This window comes from Modestobacter sp. SYSU DS0290 (assembly GCF_054050955.1).
In genome coordinates this window covers 1-1,636 of sequence record NZ_JBJHAI010000047.1, presented here as the reverse complement: position 1 = coordinate 1,636, position 1,636 = coordinate 1, and the positions used below count along the sequence as shown (strand labels likewise).

The following is a 1,636-nucleotide window of genomic DNA, read 5'->3' as shown; positions in this document are numbered from 1 at the left end:
GGCACGCACCGGCTACGAGAACGGGCCGCTGCGCTACCCCACCACCGACGAGGGCGCCCTCCCCGACGGGCGCGGGATCGCCCAGTGGTTCCAGGGCGGCGCCGTCTACTGGACCGCCGCCACCGGCGCGCACCCGATCACCGCCGCCACCCTGCGTGCGTGGGGCGCCGGCGGCTACGAGCAGGGACCCCTGGGCTACCCGACCAGCAGCCCGGCGGCGCTGCCCGACGGCCGCGGCACGGCGCAGTGGTTCCAGGGCGGCGCCGTCTACGCCTCCCCGGCCACCGGCGCCCACGCGCTCCCGGGTCCGCTGCTGCGGGCCTGGACCGACCAGGGCGCCGAGCTGGGCTCTCTCGGGTACCCGGTCGGGGACCCCGTCGCCGTCCCCGGCGGAGGGACCCAGCTGGACTTCCAGGGCGGGGCGCTGCTGCTGGCCCCCGACGGCCTGGTCAGCACCGTCGCGCCCGCGGCACAGGGCTCGGACGGCACGGGGACGGTCGCGCCGGCCCCGGTCGCCAACGACCCGGTGCCGGCGACCGGGCAGACGCCGCCCGGCAGCGGCCCGGCGGCGTCACCGGCCCCGCTTCCCGCACCGCCCGCGGACGGGACCACCGGCGCCACCGGGAGCGGCACCAGCGACCCGGCCCCCTCCGGCGACACCGGTGCCGGGGAGGACGTCCCGGCACCGGTCCCGGGTCCCGCGACGGACGACGGCGCCCCGGCCCCCACCGCCGGCACACCGGCCGCCGGCACGCCGTGAACAGCCACGGAGCCCGCGCCCTGGCCCGGACCCTGACCCTGGCCACCATCGGGCTGGCGTCGCTGGCCGGGTGCACCGCCGACGGCGAGGTCGCGGTGCCCTCCTCCGGCACCGCGACGCCCGGCGCTGCGACGCCGAGCACCGGAACGCCCAGCACCGGAACGCCGAGCACCGGAACGCCGCCCGCCTCCCCGACGCCGGCCGGCGCGGAGCTCGCCGAGCTGACGGCGCTGCTGCCGTCCGGGCGGGCCGGCGGACAGGTGACCGTGCGATGGGCCGGGCTGGGCGAGCTGACCGGGCCGTTCTCCGGCACCTGCCGGCAGGACGCCGGGGTGACCGTGGTCGAAGGAGCCAGCGACACCGCGACGCTCACGTTCCGGTTCGAGCAGGACGGTTCGACCCTGGTGCTCCAGGACCAGGACGTACGGGCCGTCGGTGACCTGGCCGCGGGCGACTACCGCGTGGACGGCGGGACGCTCACCGCCGAGGCCGACCTGCTCGGCGGCGGCGGGTCCACCGGGTCGCTCAGTGCGGAGATCACCTGCGGCTGACGCCCGCGGGGCCGTTCAGCGCACCGTCCCGGTGGCGGTGTCCAGGGTGAGGGTCCCGCCCTGGAAGTCGATCCGCGTTCCGCCCGTGACCGCGTACGTGTCGGTGAGCGGATACCCGAGCGGGCCGTTCTCCGCACCCCGGCCGATCCACGCCTGCAGCAGTGCGCCGGTGAGGGCGTGCGACCCCGTCGCGGGCGACCAGTAGACGGCGCCGCCCTGGAACCACTGGGCGATCCCGCGCCCGTCGGGGAGGGCGCCCTCGTCGGTGGTGGGGTAGCGCAGCGGCCCGTTCTCGTAGCCGGTGCGTGCCCAGGCCTGCAGGTTC

The 1,636-nt window shown here is 78.3% G+C and carries 3 protein-coding genes; 2 read left to right on the top strand and 1 reads right to left on the bottom strand.

Going from position 1 to position 1,636, the window contains the following annotated elements; all coding sequences use genetic code 11:
* Together ACI795_RS19425 and ACI795_RS19420 are read left to right on the top strand one after the other, a co-directional pair.
* Positions 1-760, top strand: a 760-nt coding sequence (locus ACI795_RS19425) for an LGFP repeat-containing protein (RefSeq protein ID WP_457077305.1), incomplete at its 5' end; no start/stop codon positions are given.
* A complete protein-coding gene (locus ACI795_RS19420) occupies positions 757-1,311 on the top strand; it encodes a hypothetical protein (protein ID WP_457077304.1) in 555 nt (184 codons plus the stop codon). The genes ACI795_RS19425 and ACI795_RS19420, both read left to right, overlap by 4 nt.
* A gap of 15 nt (positions 1,312-1,326) precedes the next feature.
* Here ACI795_RS19420 and ACI795_RS19415 read toward each other — a convergent pair.
* Positions 1,327-1,636: LGFP repeat-containing protein (locus ACI795_RS19415; protein WP_457077303.1), on the bottom strand; the 310-nt coding region annotated here is incomplete at its 5' end.